This window comes from Sinorhizobium sp. BJ1 (assembly GCF_002531555.1).
Classification (GTDB): Bacteria; Pseudomonadota; Alphaproteobacteria; order Rhizobiales; family Rhizobiaceae; genus Sinorhizobium; species Sinorhizobium fredii_B.
Window position 1 is genome coordinate 293,490 of the sequence record NZ_NWTH01000005.1, and the last position, 21,547, is coordinate 315,036.

Annotated in this window: 16 protein-coding genes; 7 read left to right on the plus strand and 9 right to left on the minus strand. The window is 62.4% G+C overall.

Annotated elements, in window-relative coordinates:
- Positions 1-95: 95 nt before the first annotated feature.
- The 3 genes from CO676_RS09865 to CO676_RS09875 form a co-directional block, all read right to left on the minus strand.
- Positions 96-1,178, minus strand: a complete 1,083-nt coding sequence (locus CO676_RS09865; protein ID WP_097520638.1) for a TIGR01620 family protein — start codon at positions 1,176-1,178, stop codon at positions 96-98.
- A complete protein-coding gene (locus tag CO676_RS09870) occupies positions 1,175-2,668 on the minus strand; it encodes a YcjX family protein (RefSeq protein ID WP_014764755.1) in 1,494 nt (497 codons plus the stop codon). Before CO676_RS09870 ends, CO676_RS09865 begins: the two co-directional genes overlap by 4 nt.
- A 184-nt stretch (positions 2,669-2,852) precedes the next feature.
- The gene (locus CO676_RS09875) at positions 2,853-3,380 is read right to left on the minus strand and encodes a histidine phosphatase family protein (protein WP_097520829.1); all 528 of its coding nucleotides are present in this window, start codon (positions 3,378-3,380) and stop codon (positions 2,853-2,855) included.
- 394 nt (positions 3,381-3,774) lie between these two features.
- Here CO676_RS09875 and dksA point away from each other — a divergent pair, with 394 nt between their 5' ends.
- On the plus strand, positions 3,775-4,194 hold the full coding sequence (gene dksA / locus CO676_RS09880) for an RNA polymerase-binding protein DksA (protein WP_012708186.1): 420 nt from the start codon (positions 3,775-3,777) through the stop codon (positions 4,192-4,194).
- A gap of 123 nt (positions 4,195-4,317) precedes the next feature.
- On the opposite strand, the gene CO676_RS09885 is transcribed toward dksA, so the two are convergent.
- Positions 4,318-5,337 carry a flagellar biosynthetic protein FliO gene (locus CO676_RS09885; protein WP_097520640.1) on the minus strand — a complete coding sequence of 340 codons (1,020 nt, stop codon included), beginning with the start codon at positions 5,335-5,337 and terminating at the stop codon, positions 4,318-4,320.
- A gap of 366 nt (positions 5,338-5,703) precedes the next feature.
- Between CO676_RS09885 and CO676_RS09890 the strand changes: the two genes are divergently transcribed.
- Positions 5,704-8,319: a PAS domain-containing sensor histidine kinase gene (locus tag CO676_RS09890; RefSeq protein WP_097520642.1), complete on the plus strand. Its 2,616-nt coding sequence runs from the start codon at positions 5,704-5,706 to the stop codon at positions 8,317-8,319.
- 57 nt (positions 8,320-8,376) lie between these two features.
- Here CO676_RS09890 and CO676_RS09895 read toward each other — a convergent pair whose 3' ends face one another.
- Together CO676_RS09895 and CO676_RS09900 are read right to left on the minus strand one after the other, a co-directional pair.
- Positions 8,377-9,315 (minus strand): pseudouridine-5'-phosphate glycosidase, encoded by a 939-nt coding sequence (locus CO676_RS09895; RefSeq protein WP_097520831.1) that lies wholly within the window; start codon positions 9,313-9,315, stop codon positions 8,377-8,379.
- Between the two features lie 83 nt (positions 9,316-9,398).
- The gene (locus tag CO676_RS09900; RefSeq protein WP_097520644.1) at positions 9,399-10,346 is read right to left on the minus strand and encodes a carbohydrate kinase family protein; all 948 of its coding nucleotides are present in this window, start codon (positions 10,344-10,346) and stop codon (positions 9,399-9,401) included.
- Between the two features lie 230 nt (positions 10,347-10,576).
- Between CO676_RS09900 and recA the strand changes: the two genes are divergently transcribed.
- Together recA and alaS are read left to right on the plus strand one after the other, a co-directional pair.
- A complete protein-coding gene (recA, locus tag CO676_RS09905; protein WP_014764748.1) occupies positions 10,577-11,662 on the plus strand; it encodes a recombinase RecA in 1,086 nt (361 codons plus the stop codon).
- Positions 11,663-11,889: 227 nt separating this feature from the next.
- On the plus strand, positions 11,890-14,553 hold the full coding sequence (gene alaS / locus CO676_RS09910) for an alanine--tRNA ligase (RefSeq protein ID WP_041414445.1): 2,664 nt from the start codon (positions 11,890-11,892) through the stop codon (positions 14,551-14,553).
- Between the two features lie 46 nt (positions 14,554-14,599).
- Here alaS and CO676_RS09915 read toward each other — a convergent pair whose 3' ends face one another.
- A complete protein-coding gene (locus CO676_RS09915) occupies positions 14,600-16,255 on the minus strand; it encodes a SulP family inorganic anion transporter (protein ID WP_097520646.1) in 1,656 nt (551 codons plus the stop codon).
- Positions 16,256-16,425: 170 nt separating this feature from the next.
- On the opposite strand from CO676_RS09915, the gene CO676_RS09920 reads away from it, so the two are divergent.
- Positions 16,426-17,274, plus strand: a complete 849-nt coding sequence (locus CO676_RS09920) for an AraC family transcriptional regulator (protein ID WP_014764745.1) — start codon at positions 16,426-16,428, stop codon at positions 17,272-17,274.
- Positions 17,275-17,301: 27 nt separating this feature from the next.
- Here the strand turns inward: CO676_RS09920 and CO676_RS09925 are convergent, their stop codons facing one another.
- Positions 17,302-18,060: an HAD-IIB family hydrolase gene (locus CO676_RS09925; RefSeq protein ID WP_245424289.1), complete on the minus strand. Its 759-nt coding sequence runs from the start codon at positions 18,058-18,060 to the stop codon at positions 17,302-17,304.
- 153 nt (positions 18,061-18,213) lie between these two features.
- Positions 18,214-19,428 carry an NADP-dependent isocitrate dehydrogenase gene (locus CO676_RS09930; RefSeq protein ID WP_097520647.1) on the minus strand — a complete coding sequence of 405 codons (1,215 nt, stop codon included), beginning with the start codon at positions 19,426-19,428 and terminating at the stop codon, positions 18,214-18,216.
- 205 nt (positions 19,429-19,633) lie between these two features.
- Between CO676_RS09930 and CO676_RS09935 the strand changes: the two genes are divergently transcribed.
- Both CO676_RS09935 and murI read left to right on the plus strand, forming a co-directional pair.
- Positions 19,634-20,461, plus strand: a complete 828-nt coding sequence (locus CO676_RS09935; protein WP_097520649.1) for an RNA methyltransferase — start codon at positions 19,634-19,636, stop codon at positions 20,459-20,461.
- Positions 20,448-21,251, plus strand: coding sequence for a glutamate racemase (gene murI, locus CO676_RS09940; protein ID WP_097520651.1), 804 nt, complete (start codon positions 20,448-20,450; stop codon positions 21,249-21,251). The genes CO676_RS09935 and murI overlap by 14 nt, the downstream gene beginning before the upstream one ends.
- Positions 21,252-21,547 lie beyond the last annotated feature (296 nt).

Below are 21,547 nucleotides of genomic sequence, written 5' to 3' on the forward strand. Positions count from 1 at the left end.
GATCGATCCTTGATGGGTCAACGTCGAAATCTGGCAACCACATTTGCGCTAAAATGGTTAATGGAGGGTTTCCGCGCCGCTCCAGAAAGCAGACCTCAGGCGCCGTTCGAGCCCTCCGATCTCGAGGCGCCTGGCGTCAGATCGGCCAGAAAATCGCCGATGCCCGGGCGCTTCAAAGCGCGGAACGGCATCGGCCGGCAGAGATCCATAGCCGCGATGCCGATACGCGCGGTCATAAGGCCGTTGATCACACCCTCGCCGAGGCGGGCGGAGAGTTTGGAAGCGAGACCGTGGCCGAGGACCTGCTGGATCAGGCTGTCGCCGGCGGCGATGGAACCGGTGACCGCCAGATGGGCGATCACATCGCGCATCAGCCGCAGCAGGCCGAGCGTGCCGGGCCGTCCTCCATAGAGTTCCGCCATCGCCCGGATCATCCGCGCCGACTCGTAAAGAACGTAACCGAGATCGACGAGGGCACGAGGGCTGACGGCAGTGACGATCGAGACGCGTTTCGAGGCGGCCAGGATGATTCGGCGGGCGTCGCGGTCAATCGGGGCAAGGAGCTCGCGCTCCGTCAGTTCGATAAGATGGGCCGCGTCGATAATCTCGCCGTCGGTCTCCGCAAGCCGCGCCCGGCCCTTGGCGGTGCGGGGATTGGCGGCAAGGAGGTGGACCAATTGCGCAGTCGTGGCTCGCGCGGCCTTGCTGTTGCCGAGCGTCGTTGCATCGGTGACCTCCGATTTCAGTTTCTGAATCGCCGTCAGCTGCATCATGCCGGCGAGTTCGCGGCCGACGACGACCAGCAGGGCGAGGGTGCCGATCGCCACGACGGCGATCGCCGTGTAGCCGAGCCAATCGGCACGCGAGAAGAGGTCCCTTACAAGGTGGTCGATCCACAGCCCCGCGGCGAGCGAAAGGACAATGGCAAACGCCCCGGCAGCCACCTTGCCGAAGGAGAGGCGGTGCCGGCGGGGACGCGCCTCGGGCGGATCGAGCGCTTCGACCGCTGCGGTCGTCGCCACGAACGGATCCTCCGCATCGGGCGTCATTATGACCCTGTCGCTGAAGCTTGCGGGCGGGCGCCGTGCTGGTTGCGTGCGACGCTGTGCCGCACGTGTTTCTGGTTCCACCGGGAAGACGGCAGGCTTGCGGGGGCGATGCTTCGGATCGTCGTTCATGCCAGTCGATCTCCAAGCAGGAACTGCATGGCCCGGTCGAGCCGGATGTGCGGTACGGAGAGCTTCAATCCGCCGCGCGTCTCCTCTAGATGAGGAGGGCGGAAGCGCACGAAATTCAGCTCCGGCATTGCGTGCTCCAGGTCGGCCGGAATTGACGTAGAATTGCCACCGATATGTTGGAAAAGAACTTCAGCATCTTCCGGTAAATCTCCAGGAAATATCGCTGTTTTCTTTTCGCCGTCAAAAACCTCTCCGTTGATTTTCTCTCCGGCGATCGGCGTGCCGACGATAACGGGCAGGGCATGTCCGTCATGATTGACGGTCGCCTCGCGCGTCGCCCGGACGGAGGCGAGAGCCATGACTTCCACGCCGGCGCCGCTCATACCGATCCGATCGGCGGCACGGCCGACGAGGCGCGCGGCGATGCGCTCAAGCCGATCATGGCTCTCATGATGGAGGTGATCGGCTTTGGTGGCGGCGATCAACACCCGATCGATTCGGCGCGTGAGGAAAGAGGAGAGCCAGGAATTGGTCCCGGGTCGAAAGCAGGCGAGCACGTCTGCGAGCGCCTGCTCCAAATCCCTCATTGCCTCCGGGCCGCGATTGATTGCCTGGAGCGCATCGACGAGGACGATCTGGCGGTCGAGCCGGGCGAAGTGCTCGCGGAAGAAGGGGCTCACCACATGCGTCTTGTAGGCTTCGTATCGCCGTTCCATCATCGCCCAGAGCGAGCCCTTGGGTGCCCGGCCTTCGGGCAGGTTCGGAAGCGGAGAGAAGGTCAGCGCGGGCGATCCCTCGAGGTCGCCGGGCATCAGAAATCGGCCAGGCGGCAGGGTGGAGAGCGAATGGTCGTCTTCCTTGCAGGCCCTGAGGTAGGTGGTGAAGCTCTCGGCGAGGCGCCGGGCGCTCCCCTCGTCGGCCGCCGTCTCCGCTCCGCTCGCGGAGGCAAGCGCCAGCCATTCCCGAGACAGTGCAGCCCGCGTGCCGATACGCGCCCTTTTCACGGTGGTCTCGCTGAATTGCCGGAAATCCTGGGCGAGCAGGGGCAGATCCAGCAGCCATTCACCCGGATAGTCGACGATATCGATCGACAGGCGCCCGGCAGAAAACATCCGGTTCCAACCGCTTGCGCTCTCGTAGTCGATGGTGATGCGCAATTGCGAAATCGCCCTGGTCGAATCCGGCCAGACGCGGTCGCGCACGAGAGCGGCAATATGGTCCTCGTACTGAAAGCGTGGGACCGCATCGTCCGGCTGCGGCTCGAGCCTTACCTTCGATACCCGACCGGAGCGGACCGGCTCGAAAAGCGGCAGGCGTCCGCCGTTCAGCAGATTGTGCACCAATGAAGAGATGAAAACGGTCTTGCCCGCCCGCGACAGGCCGGTCACGCCGAGCCGAAGGGAGGGACTGACGAGCCCCGCCGCGCGATCGGAGAGGTTGTCCAGGGCGATCAGCGCGCCGTCTTTAAAGCTGGTCAGTAAGGACGCCAAATGTCTCCGCCCCTTCGGGATTTTCCATCGATCCAGCGTTTTTCCCGGTATCCCATCGGGTTACGCGCATTCACGTGTTTCGCGATATAGGGAGTGTTTGCGTCGGCGCAATGATGCACCGCCTTTTAACCGTTCCCGGGTTGACTGTTCCTGGGCCCCAATTCGAACCTGATGAAGGACCGGTTCACCGCCTTGCGACTTCCTCGGGCTCTGGCAGCAGCCATGCAGAGAGCGCCGCAGCCGAGATGCGGCCGGCCGCAGAACGTGTCGAGAAATCGATGACCGCCAGGCCGGCGGGCGGATAGCCGTTCGCCAAGGCGGAATGCTCCTCGCCAAGGAACCTTCGGAAAACGTCCTCGATCATTGGGTTGTGTCCGATCAGCATCAGCGACGCCCGTTCAGCATGCGCCTCGACTAGATCGGTGTAGACGGCTGCAGGCCCAGCATAGAGTTGATCGACGTAACGGATGTCGATGTCTTCGCCAAGCGCCCGGCGGAATGGTTCGGCGGTCTGGCGGCAGCGCACCGCGGTCGAGCACAATATGAGATCCGGACGTATCCCACGATCTGCCGCACTTTGTGCAATCAGTTTCGCCTCGGCATAGCCGGTCTCGTCAAGCATCCGGTCGAAATCGCGTTGTCCGGGCAGGGCCCAGCCGGACCGGGCGTGACGCAGGAGGATGAGGCGGAATGCCGGAGCGCTGTCTTGCATATGTCCATCCGAATCTGATGCCGCCGGAACCGCGAAGTCTTTCGCGGGATACCGTCGCATTGGTAACTTGTCTCCCTGTCGGCGCAAAGATCAAGCCGTTCTCCACGGTTTTCGTTCGGTAATCTCACTGCCGTTGATATGACGCACGCCGCACACCGAACGTCGCAATTGGCCATGTGGTTGAACTGCTGGGCCGGCATCACCCAGGGTTGCCGTCGAGCGCCAGCGGAATATTATGAAAGGCGTTTCATGTGTATTTTTGGTGAAATATTCGCCAGTTAGCCTGGAATGAAAGCATTGTTAAAATAAGCGGAGGTGTCGTCGGCGAGGCTTGAATCGCGCCCTTCATAGGTCTATACACCGCCGCAATGAGATGTTCTTCAGGAGAATCGCGTTGAGTGAGAAGATCGATCTTAGTACCTATGTCCTCTCCGAGGACGAGGATTTTATGAATGCCAATCATCGGGCATATTTTCGTGCAAAGCTGAATGCCTGGAAAAACGATATCCTTCGCGAAGCCCGCGAGACGCTTGATCACCTGGCTGAGGAAAGCGCCAATCATCCGGATCTCGCAGACCGAGCCTCCTCAGAAACAGACCGGGCGATCGAATTGCGTGCCCGGGATCGCCAACGGAAGCTGATCGCCAAGATCGACGCCGCCTTGCAGCGCCTCGACGAAGGCACCTATGGCTATTGCGAGGAAACGGGTGAACCGATCGGCCTGAAGCGCTTGGACGCCAGGCCGATTGCGACGCTTTCGATCGAAGCCCAGGAGCGTCACGAGCGTCGCGAGAAGGTCTATCGCGACGAGTAGGCCCGGTTTTCCAGACTTATGAGAACGGCGCGGCTTGGTCGCGCCGTTTTTCTTTGCGTTATCGACTTTTCTTTGCGTGTGGGCCAAGACGTCCAGAAGCAGCAGAAATGCATGCTTCGCCAGTCAGGGTTTGCGGCCAGCGGAAATGTCAGCCAGCATGCGGCTCATCTCTTCCTCGATCGTCTCTTCCTTGCGGCTGTCTTCTCGTGCCGGGCCGAGTACCGGTTCCTGGCGGGTGACTGCTGTCGGGCGGACTTCCGGCCTCGGCGTCACTGTGGGTGAAAGCCGCTGGAGATCGCCGCTGATTTCCGCATCGAGGAATCGTTCGAAATCCGCTGCTTTGTCAACGGCGACCGGCTTGTCAATGGCAACCGGTTCGGCGACCACCGGCTCGGCCGGCCGGGCCGGGGCGGGCGGGATCTGGACGGGTCGTGGAGCCTCCGGCGCCGCTGCTACCGGCTGCGGAAACCGCTCCTCACGCAAGGGGTGGGTCATCGGAAGAATTCGGTCGCGCGCCGCCCTTAGGGTTTCCTGGGGCGATTCGACGGCGGACACCGGAGCGATCGCCGGGGCGGGGGGGGCGGTCCTGACGGCGGGTTCCGGCCGAGGCGGCGGTTCGACAGGCATGGGACGCTGCTGCAGGGTCGCCTCGGCCTTCGGTGGCTCTCGGACGGGCGCGGCGCGCGGCGTCTCATCCGGCCCCACGGACCGGATCGGTTCTATCTTTTCGGTTTCCGCAGGTGTGGGGGGCGCGACCGGTTGAGGTGCCGAGACGGATTGCTCCGGCGCGGCCGCGGGCTTGCCGGTCTGCTGTTCCGCCGCCGCGCGAACGGGGCTCGCGGTCGGCGTCGCGTCATCGGGCACGATGCGGCTTTCGATGACGATATCCGTGGGCCCGCCGATCATGATCAGATGCTCGACATCGTCGCGGCGGACGAGCACGAGCCGCCGGCGCGTATCGACGGCGGCGGCATCGAGCACGGCGAGCCGCGGCTGTCGGTTCTTGCCACCGCGCACGAAGGGAGACGAGGGTCTGGTCCGCATGATCCAGAGCACCGCCACGAGACACAGGAGGCCGATGGCGACGGCTCCGGCGGCGATGATGAATCGGCTACCGTTGTCCCCGACCAACGTTTCCATCATGGGCTGAACTCCTTTTACCGGTCGAATTGCAACATTTGACGGCTTTTTTCGGGCCGGGACAAGGTTGCGTCCGACATTCCCTGTGAATTGACCTCTGCGCTTCCGTCGAGACGCTTTCTGCTGTTATCTCTGATTGTTAAAGATGATTCCAGTTCGACGAAGCGGATGCGACACACTTGAGTCTCGCAAAGCATTATCGGATGCCGGCAACTGCATAGGACCTTAAACCGGGTCGGTTTTAGGGATAAATTATGCGGCAATTCAAAGGATTACGGTGGCCCTTGTGCGTCCGCGGGATGCGTGGCGCGGCAAGTCAGCGGGGTACCGGTGTAGCGGCGGACGATCCCGCCAGCAGGTGAGGACCCGATGACGAAATTACGGCAATCAGGTGACTACCAGATGCCGGTCGTTGACCGGGGCGTACGGCCGGGTACTGTGTTCAGGATCATCGTGCTGGCAATCGTGTTGACCGCGTCCGCTGCCGCCTTCGTCGTTTTCAAGAACCAGCTCGAGAACGAGATCGTCCTCGGTATTCTCGGCGTGCTGGCGATGGTCGGGATATTCTTCCTGGTTTCGTCAGTGATCGGTTTCATCGAGGTCATGCCGCAATCCCGACCGGATGAACTGGCCCGCGCCTTTGTCGATGCCCATGAGGACGGCACCGTGGTGACCGACCGCAAGGGACGCATCGTCTACGCGAACGCGGCCTACGGCGCCCTGACTGGCGCTAAAGGTGCCGCCGGAATCCAATCGCTGGAAACCATCCTGTCGCGCAACAGGGAGGCGACCGAGGCGATCTACCGGCTGACCAACGGACTGCACGAGGGCAAGCAGGGGCACGAGGAATTCCGCCTGCTGAAGCCTCTGGCAAATGGCGCGATGACGGGTTCAGGAGCGCATTGGTTTCGACTGAAGGCGCGGGTGCTGCCGCTGGAGGACGCCGACAGCAACCCGCTCTATCTGTGGCAGATTGCCGATATAACGGCAGAGCGCGACGATCAGGAACGCTTTTTCAAGGAGTTGCAGAACGCCATCGACTATCTCGACCACGCGCCGGCGGGCTTTTTCTCCGCCGGGCGCAAGGGCGAGATCTTCTATATCAACGCTACGCTTGCCGATTGGCTGGGGATCGACCTTACGAAATTTCAGCCGGGATCGATCAGCATCGCCGATCTCGTCGCGGGCGAGGGACTTGCGCTCATTCAGTCCGTCCAGGCCGAGCCCGGCCTCAAGAAGACCAAGGTTCTGGATCTCGACCTGCGCAAGGGGAACGGCCAGAGCCTGCCGGTAAGACTGGTCCACCGTGTTTCCTCGACCCGCGACGGCGCGCCCGGGGAAAGCAGGACGATTGTCATGTCCCGCGAGGGCGACGAGGGCGATCAGTCGGCCTCGAATGCGGCGATGCGGTTCACGCGCTTCTTCAACAACACGCCGATGGCCATCGCCTCGGTGGACGGTGACGGGCGGATTCTCAGAACCAACGCCCCGTTCCTGAAGCTTTTTGCCGGCCTTGTTTCGCAGGACGACGTCGAGCGCGGCCTGCTGATCGACGCGGTTATGCACGAAGCCGTGCGGGGCCAGCTCGAAGAGGCGCTCGCCGCGGCGAAGGACCGGCAAGGCGACATAGCGCCGATCGACTCGCTGCACCCGGCGGATGAAGGACGCCACTTCCGCTTCTACGTGAATGCCGTCATCGACCAGAGCGACCAGGCACCGGAAGAAGCGGCGATCGTCTATGCGCTGGAGATCACCGAGCAGAAGGCGCTCGAGAACCAGATGGCGCAGACGCAGAAGATGAATGCCGTAGGAACGCTCGCCGGCGGCATCGCGCACGACTTCAACAATGTGCTGACGGCAATATTGCTTTCTGCCGACCATCTGCTGCTCTCGGCGCGGCCGGCGGATGCGACGTTCGCCGACCTGATGGAAATCAAGCGCAATGCCAACCGCGCCGCCGTCCTGGTGCGGCAATTGCTCGCCTTCTCCCGCAAGCAGACGATGCGGCCGACCGTCCTCAATCTCACCGATGTCATCGGCGATCTCAGGATGCTCGTCGATCGGATGACCGGCACCAACGTCAAGGTGGAGGTGGACTATGGTCGTGACCTCTGGCCGGTAAGGACCGATCTCGGCCAGTTCGAACAGGTGCTGCTCAACCTGGCTGTGAATGCCCGCGACGCCATGCCCGAGGGCGGAATCATCACGCTCCGGACGCGAAACCTGCCGGCGGGCGAAGTCGCCGCGCTCGCACGTCGAGAACTGCCGGAAGACGACTTCGTCATGGTCGAAGTCTCCGACCAGGGCACGGGTATTCCGGCGGAGATCTTGGACAAGATCTTCGAGCCTTTCTTCACGACGAAGGAGGTGGGCAAGGGTACGGGCCTCGGGCTTTCGATGGTTTATGGCATCGTCAAGCAGTCCGGCGGCTATATCTATCCGGAGTCGGAGGTCGGCAAGGGCACGACCTTCCGTATTCTGTTGCCGCGCTATGTGGAAGTTGCCGAGACCGGCGAAGAGTCCGTATCCGGCGGCGCGCCGGTCAAGGAAGCGCGGGCGCCGGCAAGCGATGCAGCGACACTGGCCGCGCAGACGGAGCCTACGGATCTCACCGGCGATTCCGCCGTGGTGCTCCTTGTCGAGGACGAGGAAGCGGTGCGTCGCGGCGGCAAGCGGATGCTCGAGACACGCGGCTACACGGTCCATGAGGCGGGATCGGGCGTCGAAGCGCTCGAGATTATGGAGGAGCTCGACGGCGCGGTCGATATCGTCGTTTCGGATGTGGTGATGCCGGAGATGGACGGGCCGACGCTCTTGCGCGAATTGCGGAAGAAATACCCGGATCTGAAGTTCATCTTCGTGTCGGGCTATGCGGAGGATGCCTTTGCCCGCAACCTGCCGGCCGATGCCAAGTTCGGCTTCCTGCCGAAGCCCTTCTCTCTGAAGCAATTGGCGGTGGCCGTCCGTGAAATGCTGGATTCCTAAGGCTCTGCGGTAGTCCGGAAGATGGCCCGACGCTTTTGCGCCGGGCGCAGAGGTCTTCTATTTCGCCTTGCTTGCCGCCAAGGCGACGGCGATTTCGGCTGCGAGGCGCGCGTTGTTCTCGACGAGGGCAATGTTGGTCTCGAGGCTTCGACCCTCGGTCATGTGATAGAGGTTGTCGAGCAGATAGGGCGTCACCGCCTTGCCGGAGATCTCGTCGCTCGCCGCATTGTCCAGCGCACGCGCGATGTAGATTTCCATCTCCTCGCGCGGAATCTCGCTTTCTTCCGGAACCGGATTGGCGACCAGCATGCCGCCTTCGACCCCGAGCACGTCACGCATCCGCTGGAAGTTGGCGATAGCCGCCGGGCTGTTCAGCATCAGTGGGCTCTTGATGCCGGAATCGCGCGACCAGAAGGCGGGGAAGGTCTCGCTGTCATAGGTGACGACCGGGACGCCTCTCGTTTCCAGCACTTCGAGCGTCTTCGGTATGTCGAGAATGGCCTTGGCGCCGGCGCAGACGACGATCACGCCGGTCCGGGCGAGTTCGTCCAGATCGGCGGAGATGTCGAAGCTCTGTTCGGCTCCGCGGTGGACACCGCCGATGCCACCGGTCGCAAAGACGCTGATGCCGGCGCGGGCGGCGGCGATCATTGTTGCTGCGACCGTCGTGGCTCCCGTGCGGCGCTCGGCGAGTGCAAAGGCGAGGTCGGCGCGCGACAGCTTCATGGCTCCCTGGGTTTTCGCGAGCGCCTCCAGCTTCGTGTCATCGAGACCGATGTGAAGAATGCCATGGATTACCGCGATGGTGGCGGGCACCGCCCCCTGGTCGCGGATGATTGCCTCGACGCTGCGCGCCATGTCTAGATTGCCCGGATAAGGCATGCCGTGCGTGATGATCGTCGATTCCAGCGCCACGATCGGCGCGCCGCGCGCCTTGGCGGATGCGACTTCATCGGAATATTCAATGGGCAGGAGGGGCGAGGTGGGTCTTGTCATGGTCTTTCGCTTCCAATGAGTGGGGCGTGGCGGAAAATTGCCGTGCATTTTTCCGCTTCCCGCCTGGAGTTCGGCTGCCGATTTCATGACAGCATTTGCGGCTCCGGCACAAGGGTCAGCACCCGTGCAAGATTGCCCGGCGACATCTCTACAGCGGCGGCGAAGGGCGAGTGGAGTGTTAATATGGCGGCGGCGATGCCATGCCGGAGGCACCCGGCAAGACCGATACCGTCGAGCAGGGCGGCAAGAAAGCCCGACGCCAGAGCGTCACCGGCGCCGGTCACGTCGGCAAGCGCGGGCAGGGCAGGCGGTACGGCCAGGCAGGCGGTCTCGCGGTCGAAGGCCACCGCAGCCTTGCCGCCGCGAGTTACGACGCCGCCGGAAAGGCCCGCGGAACGCAGCAGTGACGGCCATTCCTCGGCGGCGGCAGCCTCGGCGCCCGTCAGGGCACGGGCCTCCGCTTCGTTCATGAAGAGGAAGTCGAGCCCGGCCAGGCATTGGCTGTAGCGGACAACCTTGGCCGGTGAAACGGCGATGCCGGCCAGGATCCGGTTCGTTCCGGCGGTCGCCTCGACCAGCGCCGTCAGCGTCTCTTGTGGCAGGTTGGCGTCCGCGAGCACGAGATCGCTCGCCGCGAGGAGTTCGCGCGTCGCGCGCTGCTGCAGCCGGCGCGGCGAGAACAACGCGTAAAGATCCATATCGGCAAGCGCGATCACCAGGTTGCCATCCTTTTCGAGGATCGCCGTATAGCTCGGCGTCTTCCGGTCGAGAAAGGTGAACGGACAATCGATCACGCCCGCCGCTGCGGCTGCGGCTGCCACCGTCTCGCCGGCGGAATCGCCGCCGCGCGGGCTGATCATCCGCACCCGATGGCCAAGACGCGCGAGATTTCTGGCGGCGTTGAAGCCGCCGCCTCCCGCTTCCTCGAACCATGTTCCGGGGTTGCTCGCACCCGGGACGGTCGTGTCGCTGATACGGCCGCGCCGGTCGATATGGGCGCCGCCCAGAACGGCAATTTCCCGCTTCGTCATTTGAACACCTCTATCGGCGAATCGGCCCATTGGCGAGACGTCAGACTGAACCGCCGGACAATTTCTGGAAACGGAGTACAACATCCCGTGAACAGGAATCGAACACTCTGGAGATAATCCTTATTATTCAGTTGCTTGAAGCGTCATTGCCAAATCGGAACAAAACATGTACAAAAACTCCTGCGGCGGCTTCATTGCCTCGATAGCTCCAATAACCTAAAGGTGGACCAATGGCACAAAACTCTTTGCGGCTCGTAGAGGACAAATCGGTGGACAAAAGCAAGGCACTTGAAGCGGCTCTTTCCCAGATCGAACGTTCGTTCGGCAAGGGATCGATCATGAAGCTCGGATCGAAGGACAGCGTCGTCGAGATCGAAACCGTCTCGACCGGGTCGCTCGGCCTCGATATCGCGCTCGGCATCGGCGGCCTGCCAAAGGGGCGTGTTATTGAGATCTACGGGCCGGAGAGCTCGGGCAAGACGACTTTGGCGCTGCAGACCATTGCCGAGGCGCAAAAGAAAGGCGGCATCTGCGGGTTTGTCGACGCCGAACACGCGCTCGATCCGATATATGCGCGCAAATTGGGCGTCGATCTCGAAAACCTGCTGATCTCACAGCCCGATACGGGCGAGCAGGCGCTCGAAATCACCGACACCTTGGTTCGCTCCGGCGCAATCGATGTGCTCGTCGTCGACTCGGTTGCAGCACTCGTGCCGCGTGCTGAAATCGAAGGCGAGATGGGCGACAGCCTGCCGGGCATGCAGGCCCGCCTGATGAGCCAGGCGCTGCGCAAGCTGACGGCATCGATCTCCAAGTCCAACTGCATGGTGATCTTCATCAACCAGATCCGCATGAAGATCGGCGTTATGTTCGGTTCGCCGGAAACGACGACGGGCGGCAACGCGCTGAAATTCTACGCCTCGGTCCGCCTCGACATCCGCCGCATCGGCTCGGTCAAGGAGCGCGAGGAAGTCGTCGGCAACCAGACGCGTGTTAAGGTCGTCAAGAACAAGATGGCGCCGCCCTTCAAGCAGGTCGAGTTCGATATCATGTATGGTGAGGGCGTTTCCAAGACCGGCGAACTCATCGACCTCGGCGTCAAGGCAGGTATCGTCGAGAAATCCGGGGCTTGGTTCTCCTACAACAGCCAGCGTTTGGGCCAAGGCCGCGAAAACGCCAAGCTTTTCCTGCGCGAAAACCCGGATCTGGCCCGCGAGATCGAGATGTCCTTGCGGCAGAACGCCGGGCTCATCGCCGATCGGTTCCTCGAGAATGGCGGGCCGGAGAGCGAAGGCGACGAAGCGGCCGACATGTAGGAGCTGCTTCGGGTTTGGATGCTGCATCAACCGGCCGTCGGTCAGATCGGCCGGTTTTTGCTGCCGTCTGGACAGCATGATATGCGAACGATAAAAGCCTGTGGTTCCGATGGCGGCGTCATCGGGGCAGGCGTTTATGGGTGATAGACGCGGGATTGAAAGATAACGGCTCAAAGCGCGGAAAACGTGTGGGTTGCAGCCGGGTATGTGCACAGATAGGACGCAAGATGAGCGGCGTGAATGAAATCCGGTCGATGTTCCTCGACTATTTCCGCAAGAACGGTCACGAAATCGTGCCGTCGAGCCCTCTGGTGCCGCGTAACGACCCGACATTGATGTTCACCAATGCCGGCATGGTGCAATTCAAGAACGTCTTCACAGGCCTCGAGCAGCGTCCGTATACGACGGCGGCAACGTCGCAGAAATGCGTGCGCGCCGGCGGCAAGCACAACGACCTCGATAATGTCGGCTATACGGCCCGGCATCACACCTTCTTCGAGATGCTCGGCAACTTCTCCTTCGGCGACTATTTCAAGGAGCGCGCGATTGAGCTCGCCTGGAACCTGATCACCAAGGAATACGGTCTCGACGCCAAGCGCCTGCTCGTCACCGTCTATCACACCGACGATGAAGCCTTTGGCCTTTGGAAGAAGATCGCCGGTTTCGGTGACGACCGCATCATCCGCATTCCGACCAGCGACAACTTCTGGGCCATGGGCGATACCGGCCCCTGCGGTCCGTGCTCGGAAATCTTCTACGACCACGGCCAGCAGATCTGGGGTGGGCCGCCCGGCTCGGCCGAGGAAGATGGCGACCGGTTCATCGAGATCTGGAACCTCGTCTTCATGCAATACGAGCAGATCACGAAAGAAGAGCGTGTCGACCTGCCGCGCCCGTCGATCGATACAGGCATGGGTCTGGAGCGCCTCGCCGCGGTGCTGCAGGGCCAGCACGACAATTATGACATCGATCTGTTCCGCGCACTGATTGCTGCCTCCGAGGAAGCGACCGGCGTCAAGGCCGAGGGTGACCGTCGAGCGAGCCACCGCGTCATCGCCGACCATCTGCGTTCCTCCGCGTTCCTGATCGCCGACGGCGTCCTGCCTTCGAACGAGGGGCGCGGTTATGTGCTGCGCCGCATCATGCGCCGCGCCATGCGTCATGCGCAGCTCCTCGGCGCGCAGGATCCGCTGATGTGGAAGCTCTTGCCGGCGCTTGTCGGCCAGATGGGCCGGGCCTATCCGGAACTGGTCCGCGCCGAAGCGCTGATCTCCGAAACGCTGAAGCTCGAAGAAACCCGTTTCCGCAAGACGCTGGAGCGCGGCTTGAACCTGCTCGCAGACGCTTCGGCCGGCCTTTCCGAGGGTGACCAGTTCGATGGCGAAACGGCTTTCAAGCTCTACGACACCTACGGTTTCCCGCTCGACCTGACGCAGGATGCGCTGCGCGCCAAGGGCATCACCGTCGATACTGACGCGTTTTCGGTTGCCATGGATCGGCAGAAAGCCGAAGCGCGGGCCAATTGGGCCGGCTCCGGCGAAGCCGCCACCGAGACGATCTGGTTCGAACTGAAGGAGAAGCACGGCGCGACCGACTTCCTCGGCTACGACACGGAATCGGCTGAGGCCGTGATCCAGGCAATCGTCCGCGATGGCGCAGTCGTTGAGTCCGCCACCAAAGGCGAGAGTGTCCAGTTGATCCTGAACCAGACACCCTTCTACGGAGAATCCGGCGGGCAGGTGGGCGATACCGGCGTGATCGCCACCGAAACGGGGAAACTTACGGTCAACGACACGCAGAAACGCGGCGAAGGGCTCTTCGTCCATTATGGCGTGGTAGCGGAAGGCATTCTGAAGACGGGCGAGGCGGCCGCACTCACCGTTGACCATGCGCGCCGTGCGCGCCTGCGCGCCAACCATTCTGCAACCCACCTGCTGCATGAGGCGCTGCGCGAGGTGCTTGGCACCCACGTGGCGCAAAAGGGTTCGCTCGTCGCACCCGAGCGGCTGCGCTTCGACGTTTCCCATCCAAAGCCGATGTCGGCGGAGGAACTGAAGGAAGTCGAGGAGATGGCGAACGAGATCATCGTCCAGAATACGCCAGTCACGACTCGGCTGATGAGCGTGGACGATGCGATCGCCGAGGGCGCCATGGCACTTTTCGGCGAGAAATACGGCGACGAGGTCCGCGTCGTAGCGATGGGCCAAGGCATTCGCGGCTCGAAGGCCGGAAAACCCTATTCGGTCGAACTCTGCGGCGGCACGCACGTCTCCGCAACCGGCGACATCGGCCTGGTGCGCGTCGTCTCGGAAAGCGCGGTGGGCGCCGGCGTACGCCGCGTCGAGGCGCTGACCGGCGAAGCGGCCCGGGCTTACCTCAACGAACAGGATGAGCGCGTCAAGACGCTGGCGGCTGCGCTGAAGGTACAGGCCGGGGATGTTCTTGGTCGGGTCGAGGCACTCCTCGACGAGCGACGCAAGCTCGAACGCGAACTCACCGAAGCCAAGAAGAAACTCGCGCTCGTCGGCGACGGCCAGAATGGCTCGGGCGATGCGGCCCGCGAGATCGGCGGCGTCCGGTTCCTCGGCAAGGTCGTTTCCGGCGTCGAGGCGAAGGACCTGAAAAGCCTAGCCGATGACGGCAAGAAGACGCTCGGTTCCGGTGTCGTCGCCTTCGTCGGCGTCACGGGCGACGGGAAGGCCAGCGCGGTGGTGGCCGTCACGGACGATCTCACCTCCAAGGTCAGCGCCATCGATCTGGTGCGTGTCGCCTCAGCCGCGCTCGGCGGCAAGGGGGGCGGCGGACGACCCGATATGGCCCAGGCCGGCGGCCCGGATGGCGGGCGCGCCGCCGAAGCGATCGAGGCGGTCGCCGTCGCACTAGCCGGCTGAACAGCATTGAGAAAAGACAGACGGAAGGGCGCTGCGGCGCCCTTTTTCATGCGCCTTTTTCGCTGCGGATGGTTTCGAGCGCCGCCTGGATAGAGGCGCGCATCAAGACGCGCGGCGGACGAACGTGGTGCTGATAGAGGGCGCGGCGAACCTGCGTATTGGCCCCGACGATGATGAAGTGCACGCCGATCCTCTCCGCCTTGCGCAACGTACCTTCGATGACGTTGGCGGCGGTCGAATCCATGAAGGGGACTTCGGAGCAGTCGAGAATGAAGTTTCGGCGCTGGTCGGCGATCCGGTCGAGCACTGCGGCAACGGTGGCCGCCGAGCCGAAGAAGAAGATACCCGAGATCCGATAAATCACCGTATCCGGATCATCGGCGATGACCGGGTGCTCTTCGCCGTTCGCCGACTGCAGCATCGCGAGCGGCTTCGTTTCGCCGACTGCGATGCTTCTCGCCATTCGATTGATGAACAGGACGGCGCCTAGTGCGACGCCGACTACGATCCCTTCCGTCAGCTCGCGGAAGACGACGATGAGAAAGGTGGCGAGCAGCACGACGGCGTCACCGTAGGAGGATCGCAAGAGCGCCATGAAGGCGGGCTTCTCGATCATGTTCCAGGCGACGACGGCGAGCACGCCCGCAAGCGAGGCGAGCGGGATATAGCTTGCGAGTGGTGCTGCGAGCAGCATGAAGAGAAGAAAAAAGGCGGAATGCAGCATGCCCGAGAAGGGGCTTGTCCCTCCGGCCCGCACATTCGTCGCCGTCCGGGCAATGGTGCCGGTCACGCAAATGCCGCCGAAGAGCGCCGAACACAGATTGGCGATTCCCTGGGCAATCAACTCCATGCTGGATCGATGTCTGCGACCCGTCATGCCGTCGGCGACCACGGCCGAAAGCAGGGATTCGATCGCGCCGAGAAGGGCGAAGGAGACCGCATCCGGGAAGACGGCGACGGCCTTCTCGAAGGACAGCGGCGGCAAGGTCGGAAGCGGCAGTCCGCGAGGAATACCGCCGAAGCGTGTGCCTATCGTTTCGGTCGGCAGGTGCAGGATGACGACGACAATCGATGCCGCTGCGACGGCGATCAGCATGCCGGGCCAATGCGGCGCCAGCCGGCGCAGCGCGAGAATGATGGTGATGGTCAGGGCAGCCGTCAGTACTGCCGCCCAATTGGACGTGTCGGCCGACCGGCCGAGTGCCATGATCTTTTCAACAATCGGTCCCGGTTCGCCGCCCGGAAGCGTCAGGCCGAAAAGGTCGCGCAACTGGCTGGCAAAGATGATCACGGCAATGCCCGCCGTGAAGCCGACCGTGACGGGGTAGGGGATGAACTTGATGTATTGCCCGAGGCGTAAGTAGCCGGCCGCAACGAGCATGACGCCGGCCATGGCAGTCGCGAGCAACAGGCCATCGATGCCGTGCCGGGCGGCGGTCTCGGCGAGGAGAACGATGAAGGCACCCGCCGGACCGCCGATCTGGACGCGGCTGCCGCCGAGGAGCGAAACGAGGAAGCCGCCGACAATCGCGGTGTAGAGGCCGCGATCGGGGGTGACGCCGGAGGCGATGGCGATTGCCATGGAGAGCGGCAAGGCAACGATAGCGACGGTCAGGCCTGCGAAAGCGTCCGCTTTCAGCCGGGCAAGGCCATATCCTTCGGCCAGGACGCTGGCGGTTTTCGGAACGAGGGAATCGGACATCGGCGAGACTTTCCAGATCCGCCACGTTGGCGGAATCGTACGTGCCGGGCATTCTCAGCCTATCTGAGTCGCCATGCCGTACAAGCGGGTGGTCGGGTCTTCAGATCAGCAGGATTTGTCAAATCGATACGTGGTTTGAACGTGTTCGAGCGAAGTGCGAAAGGTTCGATATGACGGGCGGTGCATGGGCGACATATGAGAGGCGGCTTCATCGCGTCTCGGCCTATATCTACGGACATCTCGACGAAGAGCTGGATCTCGATCGGTTGTCGGAGATCGCTTGCCTGTCGCCGCACCACTGGCATCGCATCTACCGGGCGGTGCACGGCGAGACCTTGGCAGCGACGGTCAAGAGATTGCGGCTGCAGCGGGCGGCGGCAGAACTCGTCCAGACCGACCTCGCAGTGGACGCGATTGCGCGACGCTCGGGCTACCCGAATGTTCAATCCTTCAACCGTACCTTCAAGGCCGTCTTTGGCCTTCCGCCGGCGCGCTACAGGAAGGAGGGGAGCCACAAAGCCTTTGAAACCCCTTGGATGGAAGGAAATGCTGTCATGTACGACGTTACGCTGAGGACGATAGATCCGCTGACTTTGCTGGGCGTTGCCCATTCCGGCTCTTACATGGCCGTCGGTCAGGCCTTCGAGACACTCTACGGCACACTCTTCGCGCGCGGCCTGTTCCGGCCGGAGATGGAAATGATCGGCATCTACCTGGATGATCCGGAACTGGTGGAGACGGACAAGCTCCGATCTTTCGCCTGCGTCACGACAAAGGAAGACCGGTTGGCGGAGGCGCCGCTGACGCCGCAGACGATCGACGGGGGGCAATACGCCGTGCTGCGGCATAAGGGGCCCTATGCCGACATGCCGAAGGCCTATCAATGGTTCTATGGGACCTGGCTGTCGAACTCCGGCCGAGAAATCCGTGACAGCGTCATGTTCGAGAAATACCTCAACAATCCGCGTGAAGTGGCGCCGACGGAGCTGCTGACGGAAATCTACCTGCCGCTGAAGTGACATTGTCAGCTTGGCGTTCGGCCGGAACTACCGCACGACACCCAAGTGGCGCAGGCCCTCGATCACCCCGTCGGCGTGGGAGGCGCGGGCAAGATAGTGTCGGCGATCCTGGGCAACGGCCCGGCAAAGTTCGGCAAGTGCGTTGGCAACGACGACGCCACGGACAAGCGGCATCTCGAACATCTCCAGGTCGTTTCCGGTGTCGCCGGCGACGACCACTTCGTCGAGATCGACTGCAAGCTCCCGGCAAATCCAGGCAAGCGCGCTGCCCTTGCCGCCGGTGCGCGGCAATATATCGATATCACGCCTGCTGGAATAGATCAGCTTCACGTCCAACCCGGCGCTCCTCAATCGTGCCGCGATGTCGTGGATGCGTTCCTGCTCGGCATCATGTAGGTGCCAACTCGCCTTATGCGGATTCTGGTCCGCGGTCACCTGAAATATTGCACCCTCGATCGAGCCGATGATCGCGGCGATGGCAGCCGGGTCGAGGGCTGGACCGAGCTCCTTGATGAAGGCCTCTATCCGCGTGCGCATCCGCCCTTCGGTCATCATCGTGCCGACGCCACCGATCACGTAGTCCGGCGCCGGCAATAGATTTGCGTCGACCAATGACAGGATATCTTCGGACGAACGCGCGCTGTTGTAGATCAGAAGGGGGCGCTCGCCCTCGGAAAGCGCTTCCCAGGTCAACCGAAAGCGTGCGGCAGCCGCGTCATCGCCAAGCAGCGTGCCGTCGATATCAGAAGCGACGAGTCTTACCGGTCTAGATCGCGATCGCTCCATCTTATGATTGGACCATCCATAGGAAAGGATCGAGTACCATGTCCTCTGCCGGCCTCTCCCGCGCTCCAATTATCGCGCGAGCCGTCTATTCTGGTCAAAAGCAAAAACCCGGCGCGAGGCCGGGTTTCTCATTCGTGGTCTGGAATGGGCCGATTAAGCGGCCATCGCCTTCTTGAGGTTCTCGTCGATCTTGTCGAGGAAGCCGGTGGTCGAGAGCCACGGCTGGTCGGGACCGATCAGCAGCGCCAGGTCCTTGGTCATGAAGCCGGCTTCGACGGTTTCGACGCAGACGCGTTCCAGGGTTTCGGAGAACTTCGCGAGTTCGGCATTGCCGTCGAGCTTGGCGCGATGCGCAAGGCCGCGCGTCCAGGCGAAGATCGAGGCGATCGAGTTGGTCGAGGTTTCCTCGCCCTTCTGGTGCTGGCGGTAGTGGCGGGTGACCGTGCCGTGCGCGGCTTCCGCTTCGACTGTCTTGCCGTCGGGCGTCATCAGCACCGAGGTCATCAGGCCGAGCGAGCCGAAGCCCTGCGCGACGATGTCCGACTGCACGTCGCCGTCGTAGTTCTTGCAGGCCCAGACGTAGCCGCCGGACCACTTCAGTGCCGAGGCGACCATGTCGTCGATCAGGCGGTGCTCGTACCAGAGCTTGGCGACCTTGAACTGCTCGGCGAATTCCTCCTCGAACACCTTCTGGAAGATGTCCTTGAAGCGGCCGTCATAGGCCTTCAGAATGGTGTTCTTGGTCGAGAGATAGACCGGCACCTTGCGCTGCAGGCCGTAGTTGAAGGAGGCGCGGGCGAATTCGGTGATCGATTCGTCGAGGTTGTACATGGCCATCGCAACGCCGGCGCCCGGCGCGTCATAGACGTCGTGCTCGATCGTCTGGCCGTCCTCGCCGACGAACTTGATCGACAGCTTGCCCTTGCCCGGGAACTTGAAGTCGGTGGCGCGGTACTGGTCGCCGAAAGCGTGACGGCCGACGATGATCGGCTTCGTCCAGCCGGGAACGAGACGCGGCACGTTCTTGCAGATGATCGGCTCGCGGAAGATAACGCCGCCAAGGATGTTGCGGATCGTGCCGTTCGGCGACTTCCACATCTTCTTCAGGTTGAATTCCTCGACGCGTGCCTCATCCGGCGTGATCGTCGCGCACTTGACGCCGACGCCGTGCTTCTTAATGGCATTTGCAGCATCGATCGTCACCTGGTCTTCCGTCGCATCACGGTTTTCGACGCTGAGATCGTAATATTCGAGATCAAGGTCGAGGTAGGGATGGACCAGCTTGTCCTTGATGAACTGCCAGATGATGCGGGTCATCTCATCGCCGTCGAGTTCGACGACCGGATTGGCGACCTTGATCTTTGCCATGAATATGCCTCGTAGCTTGCGGAACACCGCGTGCGGCATTCCGACGGTGGGAAAATCCAGAGCCCTATAGCACTGTGGACCCACAAGGCAAAGCATGCTTGGCCGAAACTTTGGGTGACGTAGGACGGTTGCCGTCTTCAGCGTCCCGGCTTTAACTTCGAAGGCTTTTGTGCGAGGGAAGCGGCAAAGGAGGCAGGGTATCATAATGGCAGGCACCAACAGCGAGCGCGAACTCTTGACCGAAGGTCCGGCGATCATTCTCGCCTATCCGCAGCTCGGCGAAAATATCGGCATGGTCGCCCGGGCGATGGCGAATTTCGGCTTGTCGGAGCTGCGCCTCGTCAATCCTCGCGATGGCTGGCCAAGTGAGAAGGCGCGCTCGGCAGCGAGCCGCGCCGATCACGTGATCGACGGCGCCAAGCTCTATAGTTCGCTCGAGGAGGCGATCGGCGACCTCAACTTCGTCTATGCCACCACGGCCCGCGACCGTGACGGTTACAAGCCGGTGCGTTCGCCGATCGTCGCCACTCGCACGCTGCGTCAGCGCTTCAAGAGCGGCCAGGCGGTCGGCATTATTTTCGGCCGCGAGCGCACCGGATTGACCAATGAGGAAGTGGCTCTGGCGGATGAGATCGTCACCTTCCCGGTCAATCCGGCCTTCGCATCGCTCAATCTTGCCCAGGCCGTGCTGCTGATGTCCTATGAGTGGATGAAGACCGGCATGGAGTCGGAGGACGAAACTTCATTCCAGGCGATCGAACAGCAGCCTGCCACCAAGGAGCATCTCCAGGGCTTGTTCGATCATCTCGAGGAGGCGCTCGAGGCGCGCAACTATTTTCGCTCCGCCGATAAAAAGCCGAAATTAGTGGAAAATCTCCGCGCTGTTCTGACTAGGCCATCCTTCAGCGAATCAGAAATCCGGGTGCTCCGCGGCGTCATCTCATCGCTCGACCGCTTCACGCGCGAAAACCCGCGCGGCTCGGGCGCACCCGCCGACGGCAGGAAAGTGCGAGGCAGCGGTGACGACGACTGAACTGAAACCCATTCTCGTCTTCGACAGCGGCATCGGCGGCCTGACGGTGCTGCGCGAAGCGCGCGTGCTCATGCCGGAGCGGCACTTCATCTATGTCGCCGACGATGCGGGATTTCCCTATGGCGGATGGGAGGAGGGCGCTCTGAAGGCCCGGGTGATTGCGCTCTTCGGCGACTTGCTGGCGGAGCACGATCCGGAAATCTGCATCATCGCCTGCAACACAGCCTTCACGCTCGTCGGGTCGGATCTGCGCGCGGCCTATCCGCAGATGACCTTCGTCGGGACGGTGCCGGCGATCAAGCCCGCGGCCGAGCGCACACGTTCAGGGCTGGTCGCGGTTCTGGCGACGCCCGGCACGGTGAAGCGCGCCTACACCCGCGACCTCATCCAGTCCTTCGCCTCTCAATGTCACGTGCGGCTTGTCGGCTCCGAAAATCTGGCGCGCATGGCGGAAGCTTACATCCGCGGTGAAAAGCTGGAGGACGAGGCGGTGCTGGCGGAGATCGCGCCGTGCTTCGTCGAGATGGACGGCAGGCAGACCGATATCGTCGTGCTGGCCTGCACGCATTATCCCTTCATGGCGAACGTCTTCCGACGGCTGGCGCCCTGGCCGGTCGACTGGCTGGATCCGGCCGAGGCGATCGCGCGGCGGGCGCATTCGCTCGTGCCGCTGCCGAACGGTTTCGAACCGTTGAATGGCGAGGACCCGGCGATATTCACCTCCGGCAGGCCCGATTTCGCGACGCGACGGTTGATGCAGGGCTTTGGGCTCACTGTACGTTCCGCATGATCGTCAGAAGGCCGTCGGCAGGATGAAGGCGGCTATTGCAAGCACAACGGCGATAGCAAGGGCCAAGCTGGCCAGGAGCGCCGCGCTTCGGCTCGCGAGATGACGCGGTAAGCGTCCTTCCCGGATTCGCGCAATTGCTGGTCGAATTGAAAGTGGTTTTCGGTTTCGTACTGGGACATCGGAAGAGTTGCAGTCCTCTGTGGGCCATTTTCAGGCGGATAAACATATAGGAGCGCATCTATCCAATTTCAACTTTTGCGAGCTTTTCCCTGCAAAGCGTTTTGCTCTATCTGAGT

Bases quoted from the DNA above. Each gene is read 5' to 3' on its own strand.
- CO676_RS09865 (WP_097520638.1), bottom strand. From the start codon at position 1,178: ATGAACGACGATCCGAAGCATCGCCCCCGCAAGCCTGCCGTCTTCCCG.
- CO676_RS09875 (WP_097520829.1), bottom strand. From the start codon at position 3,380: ATGCAAGACAGCGCTCCGGCATTCCGCCTCATCCTCCTGCGTCACGCC.
- CO676_RS09885 (WP_097520640.1), bottom strand. From the start codon at position 5,337: ATGATGGAAACGTTGGTCGGGGACAACGGTAGCCGATTCATCATCGCC.
- CO676_RS09890 (WP_097520642.1), top strand. From the start codon at position 5,704: ATGACGAAATTACGGCAATCAGGTGACTACCAGATGCCGGTCGTTGAC.
- CO676_RS09895 (WP_097520831.1), bottom strand. From the start codon at position 9,315: ATGACAAGACCCACCTCGCCCCTCCTGCCCATTGAATATTCCGATGAA.
- CO676_RS09900 (WP_097520644.1), bottom strand. From the start codon at position 10,346: ATGACGAAGCGGGAAATTGCCGTTCTGGGCGGCGCCCATATCGACCGG.
- recA (WP_014764748.1), top strand. From the start codon at position 10,577: ATGGCACAAAACTCTTTGCGGCTCGTAGAGGACAAATCGGTGGACAAA.
- alaS (WP_041414445.1), top strand. From the start codon at position 11,890: ATGAGCGGCGTGAATGAAATCCGGTCGATGTTCCTCGACTATTTCCGC.
- CO676_RS09915 (WP_097520646.1), bottom strand. From the start codon at position 16,255: ATGTCCGATTCCCTCGTTCCGAAAACCGCCAGCGTCCTGGCCGAAGGA.
- CO676_RS09920 (WP_014764745.1), top strand. From the start codon at position 16,426: ATGACGGGCGGTGCATGGGCGACATATGAGAGGCGGCTTCATCGCGTC.
- CO676_RS09925 (WP_245424289.1), bottom strand. From the start codon at position 18,060: ATGGAGCGATCGCGATCTAGACCGGTAAGACTCGTCGCTTCTGATATC.
- CO676_RS09930 (WP_097520647.1), bottom strand. From the start codon at position 19,428: ATGGCAAAGATCAAGGTCGCCAATCCGGTCGTCGAACTCGACGGCGAT.
- CO676_RS09935 (WP_097520649.1), top strand. From the start codon at position 19,634: ATGGCAGGCACCAACAGCGAGCGCGAACTCTTGACCGAAGGTCCGGCG.